The organism is Methylobacterium pseudosasicola, from assembly GCF_900114535.1.
Lineage (GTDB): Bacteria > Pseudomonadota > Alphaproteobacteria > Rhizobiales > Beijerinckiaceae > Methylobacterium > Methylobacterium pseudosasicola.
Window position 1 is genome coordinate 1 of the sequence record NZ_FOTK01000098.1, and the last position, 6752, is coordinate 6752.

Annotated in this window: 4 protein-coding genes and 2 pseudogenes; 2 read left to right on the forward strand and 4 right to left on the reverse strand. The window is 61.2% G+C overall.

Annotation, left to right across the window (positions count from 1 at the left end):
• The 4 genes and pseudogenes from BM228_RS32945 to BM228_RS32965 all read right to left on the reverse strand — a co-directional run.
• Window positions 1-594, reverse strand: a pseudogene (locus BM228_RS32945) (ISL3 family transposase); the annotation flags it as partial.
• Between the two features lie 147 nt (window positions 595-741).
• A pseudogene (locus tag BM228_RS32950) lies at window positions 742-1906 on the reverse strand (IS3 family transposase).
• A 172-nt stretch (window positions 1907-2078) separates the two neighbouring features.
• On the reverse strand, window positions 2079-2393 hold the full coding sequence (locus tag BM228_RS32955) for a low affinity iron permease family protein (RefSeq protein ID WP_092047483.1): 315 nt from the start codon (window positions 2391-2393) through the stop codon (window positions 2079-2081).
• Between the two features lie 925 nt (window positions 2394-3318).
• Window positions 3319-4974, reverse strand: a complete 1656-nt coding sequence (locus BM228_RS32965; RefSeq protein ID WP_092047485.1) for a porin — start codon at window positions 4972-4974, stop codon at window positions 3319-3321.
• 808 nt (window positions 4975-5782) lie between these two features.
• Between BM228_RS32965 and BM228_RS32975 the strand changes: the two genes are divergently transcribed.
• Together BM228_RS32975 and BM228_RS32980 are read left to right on the forward strand one after the other, a co-directional pair.
• Window positions 5783-6049 carry a hypothetical protein gene (locus BM228_RS32975; protein ID WP_092047489.1) on the forward strand — a complete coding sequence of 89 codons (267 nt, stop codon included), beginning with the start codon at window positions 5783-5785 and terminating at the stop codon, window positions 6047-6049.
• Between the two features lie 216 nt (window positions 6050-6265).
• Window positions 6266-6752 (forward strand): PAS domain-containing protein (locus BM228_RS32980; RefSeq protein WP_092047359.1); only part of this gene is annotated, 487 nt, incomplete at its 3' end.

Genomic DNA, 6752 nt, shown 5'->3' on the forward strand with positions numbered 1-6752 from the left:
GAGATACCAGGACAGCTGCTTGGATGAGGCCAGGGGTGATGCGGTGGAGGTCAGAACACGGGTGTCGGTCGGTGCTGGCGACGACCGGATAGTCGTTCCGGCCAGGCCTGCGCGCCGCTCGGACAACCAGCGATGCACCTGCTTCGAGGTGCCGGCAAAGCCGATACCCTGAAGTTCGCGCCAGAGCTGCTCCGCATTCTCGCAGCCCTCATCGAGGCGGCCATGCAGATGCCAGAGATAAGGATCGAGCATGCTCGGCTTCGGCTCGCGCATGCCGTTCCGGGGAAAGCTCGCGGCGAAGGCGTACTTGCGCACCGTGGCGCGGGCCAAGCCCGTCTCGCGATTGATGCGCCGAAGCGAGTGTCCTTCCGCATGGCGGCGACGCACGTCGTCATAGGCGGCTTCCCATCGACCGCGGGCCGCGGCCCGCGCGAGCATCTCGGACGGTGCGCGCGGGTAGGGCGTGACGCGCCGAATCGATGAGGGGGCCACGGCCGGCAACAGCTTCAGACGCGGATGGACGCGGGCGAGCCAGCGCTCGACCATCTGTCGGGCATTGAGCAGGAGATGCCACCGATCCGCGACCGCAGCCGGGCGGCGGGTGTGGCACCGAGCGCCAGCGCGGTCCGAACCTGAGCATCGGCCAGCCGGCAGGTTCTCTGAGCGTAGCGGTCGAGGAGGCCCGGCAGACGCTCGGCAAAGGTGACCTGACCGGTATTTTGGACCGAGCCAAATGAGAGTTTACTGCATGGTCGCGGCCATGGGTAGCCGTAAGGCCAGATCCGGGCAGCTGACGGGCGCGGGCGGTCGATAGCCCAAGGACGAATGCGGTCGGACGCGGTTGTAAGTGGTTTGCCATAGACCGATCACGGTCTGCGCCTTCTTCAGCGAGTAGAAGATCTCCTGGCGTAGGCACTCGTCACGCAGCTTGCCATTGAAGCTCTCGCAGTACCCGTTCTCCCACGGCGAGCCCGGCGCGATGTACTGGATCTGTGCTCCGGCTTTAGCAACCCATTTGCGCAACGCCTTCGAGATCATTTCCGGGCCATTGTCGCAGCGGATGTGTTCCGGGATGCCGTGCAGGCACATCGCGTCGGCCAGCGCCTCGATCACGCCCACGCTGTTGATGCGTCGCGCCACCTTCAGCGTCAGACAAGCCCGGCTATGCTCGTCGATCAGCGTCAGGACCCGAAGCCAGCGTCCGTCGTGGGTCCGAGCCTGGACGAAGTCGAAGCTCCAGACGTGGTTGCGATGGAGTGGGCGCAGTCGCACGCAGGATCCATCGTTCAGCCACAGGCGGCTGCGCGGTCGGTGCTTCTGCGGGACCTTGAGCCCCTCACGACGCCAGATGCCCTCATGGTGAGCCTGTCGAACCATGAACCCGATCCTTGCCCACCTGCCAGCCGTCCGCTTGTAGCAGCGCGGTGATGCGGCGGTAGCCGTAGCGTCCGTACTCGGACGCCAGGGCGAGGATTGCACGCGTCAGCGCATCCTCGTCGGCCGGCAGCGTGGACACGTAGCGCTGCGTGCCTCGATGCTGGCCGACGATCCGGCAGGCGTGACGTTCCGAGAGATTGTACTTCTCCCGGATGCCGTCGACCGCCTGCCGGCGTCGCTCGGGGGGCTACAAGGTTCCCGAGGCGACGTCCGCCAGTACCTGTTTTTCCAAAGACAGATCCGCTACCAGGCGGCGAAGCCGAGCGTTCTCACGCTCTAGATCCTTCATCTTCCTAGCCTGATCGACCTTCAGACCACCATACTCCTTACGCCAGCGGTAATAGCTCTGTTCAGAGACATCTACCTCCTTACAGGCGACGGCGATGCTCTTGCCTTGTGCCGTCTGTACCTCAATCTGGCGCAGCATCAGCACGACCTGCTCCGCGCTCGGCCTCTGTCCTCGCTTCATCCCCAGCTCCTCCGGTCCAGGCTGATCCTCTCAATCAGTCCGGTCCAAAACCAGCCGGTCAGGTCACGCCACGCGGCATTCGTCGGCACACTCAAGACGCCGGTCTGGGCGGACTACATCAGCGAGACCGATAGCTGAGGGACGGGTTCGCCACCCGGCGACGGGCGGCCACTCAGTTCGAGCGTGGCGTTGGCGCCTTGTCCTTCCGGATCAGCTCAAGCTCCTCGGCGCTGCGTTCCTCAATCCCGACCAGCAGATCATCCGCGTTCTCGACAGCGCGGAGGAGTTCATCGAGCTTGATTTGGATGGCAGCGGTATCTCGGCTCCCGCCACCAAGATGACGCCCGCCAGGAGCATGGCGGCGATAGATAGGAAAAGGTTGAAGACCAGCGCCCAGTGGTCGTTGAAGCTGAGGAGAGCGCCGGAGCCGAGGCCCGCAGCGACCGTGAAGCAGGTGGCCAGGAAGCCGGTCGGCTTCGAGAGCCACACAGCGAGGCCGATGATTGGGCGGTCAAGCATCGATCACCAAGTCTCACATGAGTAGTCGAACCGGCGCGCTGTATGCCAGTTGCAAGGCATAGGTCCCAGGGACTCGACAACATGGTCAGCCATGTCATCGAAGAAGCCCGCGCCGGCGGACCGGGCGGGCTAAAACAACTCCTAGGCGCATTAACAAGCGAAGAATACCTAGGTCAAAGCAAGTCCCATGCCCGCGCCTAAATCATTACTTGCTACCGCCGCTTCCGGTTGAGCCAACGCGTGTGGGCTGCGCTTCATTGCCTGCGGCCGCTGAGTCCGTCGAGATGCCATCTTCAGCTCGGCCCGTGGGCGAATAGGTGAAAGCGTCTTCGTCGCCGGTCGAGCCAGACTGACGGGTGACTACGCCGGGCGCGCCCGGCGGAACCACAACGGTCGTGCTGGTCGGTGTTTCAACCACTACTTGTGCGACGGCGGGGGTCGCGAGAACCATTGCGACAGCTGCACCAAAAACGATCTTGTTCACAACAAACACCCTACAGAAGCATCAGGGGAATATCCCTGGGTGCCATCCAACACAAATCGGCAATCATCGATCCGATCGCATTTACCTCATCACGAATGGATTGTGCCAACGCGCACATCACTACTCGCACTGGTTCACAATATTGCGAGAAGCGTTTCAGAATATTTCTGACGATGCCTCGTTGACCTAAAACCCTTATCCGGCTGTCATAACTGTTCCCCGCAGTTCACGAGCCTCTGGCTCGAATGCCCGTGAAGTCGTGTTGATTGACGCAGTCCGATCAGGGTGCATGCATAGAAGCTTTGTAAAATGCAAAAAAGCCCGACCTTGCGGCCGGGCTAGTTAGGTCCCTTTGCACGGGGACATCAAGACCGGGAAGCTTTGGAGGAGAACCGGTCTCGATCTGGAATTAGAAGTCGCGCTGCACGCGGAAGCGAACTTGCGAAATCGAGTCCTTCGTGGCGGTGGCAGCAGCGAAGGTGCCGTTGTTGATGGCAGCGATGTTGGAATAGGCCGTCGGACTCTTGTCGAGGTCGATGGCGCGGCCGCTCTTCAAACCAATCTGCGTGTAGAAGGCCTCGACGCCGATATCGAGATCCTTGACCGGTGACCAGATGATGCTGCCACCAGCGACGAACTGATAGGTGTCGCGCAACGCTTGGCTCAGCTGATAGAACCGAGTTCCCGGAACACCGACGGCGTTGGAGCCGAAAGCATTCGTGCCGTTGGGGTTTACTAGGTTGAAGATAGCGCCCTGCGCAAGGCGGGCACCATTCGAGAAGCTCTGCTCACCATACGAACCGAAGAAGGCCGAGCGCCATTCCGGGGTCCAGTAGTGCAGGTACGAGATCGTAGTCGTGAAGCTCGTAGACGTTTCCATCTGACCAGTGAACGGATTGATCGTCGCATCTGCAAAATATTGGTTGAATTTTTGGCCCTGAATGGTCTGGGTGCTCTGTGTGTAGCAACCGGTATACGCGCAGTACCCGGTGTACATCTGTGCGCCATTTCCATAGGCGCCTTGCAGGTAGAGGGAGTCCCCCGGCGCAATAAACGGCGCGTTGATCTTCAAGCCGCCCTGTACCGCCCAGCCGTACACATTATTGGTATGCGGGATACTGACGTTCGAGCCCGTTCCCGTGCCAGCGCCGTTGGCGACGTCGCCGACGTTCAACTCGTGCGTGGCGGCTGAGAGCTGAGCCGAGCCCCAGGCTTGATCGACGCGCAGAACACCGACGAAGTCAGGCATCCGCTCGCGCTGGATCACGTCAACTTGGCTGTAACGGGTTGGAACGCCGTTGGTGTAGCCGATGAACACTGGCGCTGGCGAATTGCTCTGCGCGAAGTTCGCGACGCTGGCGTTGACCGTGACACCGGCCGGGTTGTTCGTCGGCGAGAAGATCGGCGTCCGACGGAAGACCGGGTCTTCGATCGACAGTGTCGCTGACAAACCATTGCCGAAGGTCGCCGTGTAAGCGAGCAAGTTGGTAGAGGCCACGTCTGAGCCGAGGGTGGCGCTAGCGAACTCGAAGTCGTGGGCGTAGAAGTCAAAGAACGAAGAGGCTCGACCGGCGGTCAGGCCCGCGAACTGAATGAACGCCTTATCTACGTTCACGTACTGCTGATCACGGCCGAACTGATCGATGCCGAGGCCGGGGAATGCTTGGCCGATGCGTTGCTGGGTGCCGGAGGTGCCGACGCCAGAGTAGCCAGTGCGAGCGCCTGCATCGAGGCGCACGAAGGCGCGCAGGGTGCCGTAGGCAGTTTGCGTGCGGGCATCGAGGTTGATCCGCAGGCGGCCCTGGTAGCCTGACGTGTCGCCGCTATTGGTGCCGTTCTGGCGGGTGTAGCTGGGCTGGAAGCCACCCTCGAACCGGGCGCGCCCCCCGATACGGATGCATGTGTCAGTACCGGGGATGTAAAAGAAGCCAGCCCCATAGGCGCCGCAGACCCGGACGTACTCGATCGGGACCGCCTTCTTGACCGGTAGGTCGGCGGCATGGGCTGCCCCCACCGCCATGAATGCTGCAGCAGACGCAAGCAGCGAGCTTTTCAAGAACCTCATCGACATCCTCAAAGCTTCGAGACCCGTGGTGCGGCAGCGCCCGTTTCCCGGATCTCGCCGCAAGATGCATCTCGACCTGCATTCGAAGGCAGGCTCGTGCGGGCTCTCGCTTTGGGACGCCCGGATGCATCATCAGCATGAGCGAGCGAGCACGATTGAACAATGAGGTCTAATCCCACGCATGTAGAGTTCGGAAAATATGTGGCCGCTTGGCAACAAAAATACGCTCAATAACAAGGCAAAGCCGGGAAAATTAGAAACAAACAATGCATCTATTTATTTCTAAGAAACAAAATTTGGCTAAAATAATTGCTGACTCGATCTGAGTTGGCAATTTAATGCTGATAGCCCGACCAACCGTTCCTTACGTGATATTGTTTTGCTTGAGATTTTATCAATATTAGCAATAAAGTTCGAGCTTGCACACATTCCCGTGAGCTGAGGGCCTCCTGGTCATCAGTCACTGGGGAACACATCATTGCTCGACTCTGAGCCTGCCGGTCCTGCAACAGCCCCGCAGACCGCCAAGTAAGCAGGCCTCCCTAGCAGGGGCGGCCCCCTTGCTGATGCGCCTCAAAGCGTCGGCGGTCGTATCACCACGACCGCGGGCGGGCTGACAATCCACCCGGACGTGGTCGTCTGACGTGTCATGTCTGGCTGCGGGACCGCGCGGTGCGCCGCGTAGATGACGTCAGGGCCGAACCGAACCAGCGCGATCACGGCGATGAGGACTGTGCGCATGATCTCGACAGGTGTCATCACGGGCGCGGTGGTGGACGGGGGAGGGGAGCCACTATAGCTCCCCGGCATGGCCAAAGAGATCCCCAGCGTCGGCGACCTGCGACGCAAGTCCGAGGTGACGGACGACGAGATCGAGGCGGCGACGGCTGCCTACCTGAGGGACGAGAACGCCGAGCCGTCCGCCTTCAAGTCTGGGCACACCATCGACGTGGCCAAGGCGATCGAGATGCACCCGCACGCCAAGAAGCTGCTTGCGGAGGAGGCCACCACGCCGGGACTGCGGCGCACGATGGTGATGACCGCCGTCATCATGGGCTTCCCGGTTCAAGGATGAGCGCGCCGTCCAGTACGCCCGAGAGCGTTGTGGTTCCTCTCTTGGCATGCTGGCATGGCCATGCGAACCATTCGTAGTACGCCCTTGTCAGGCATAGGTAAGATGTACCGTATTCCGGAACGCCAGCATTCGACATGCCGGGAGAAGGTGGCCTATCGATGAAAATCCGCGCTCGTTTCCTAGCGCCCTAGTAAGAGTTGCGCAGGAGCATACCGGATGATCTTCGTCACAAGCGCGACCGGTGGGGTGAGCTACGTCAGTCCGGAATGGTGCACCTTCACCGGGCAGGCAGCCTCTGATGCCGTTGAGCATGGCTGGTTCGAGCGCGTACACCCCGACGATCGTGAAACAGCAGTCACCTTCCTGCGCAGCGCCAGAGATCAGCAGAGCGAGTACAGCTTGCGCCTGCGGCTGCGCCGGGCTGACGGGAGCTACGCCTGGGTCCTGATCGGTGCCATACCCTCCTACGGGCCGCCGGATCACACCTTCCTCGGCTATCTCGGATCGTTGACGGAGATCAGTACCAGCGGCTCTGAACCTCTGACCGCCTACGGCACGCTCGCGCGCTTCGTTCCGCCGCCCATGAACGCGACGACACCTCCGGGCTCGACGCTCGAACTCGTCGCAGATCACTTGCTGATGGCCCATGGGCTGATCGAACAAGATCATGCGCATGAAATGTTGCCGGTGCTACAGCAGGCGT

What these genes read in the sequence shown, in the direction of transcription:
- BM228_RS32965 (WP_092047485.1), bottom strand. Translation starts at nt 4,974, where the DNA reads ATGAGGTTCTTGAAAAGCTCGCTGCTTGCGTCTGCTGCAGCATTCATG.
- BM228_RS32975 (WP_092047489.1), top strand. Translation starts at nt 5,783, where the DNA reads ATGGCCAAAGAGATCCCCAGCGTCGGCGACCTGCGACGCAAGTCCGAG.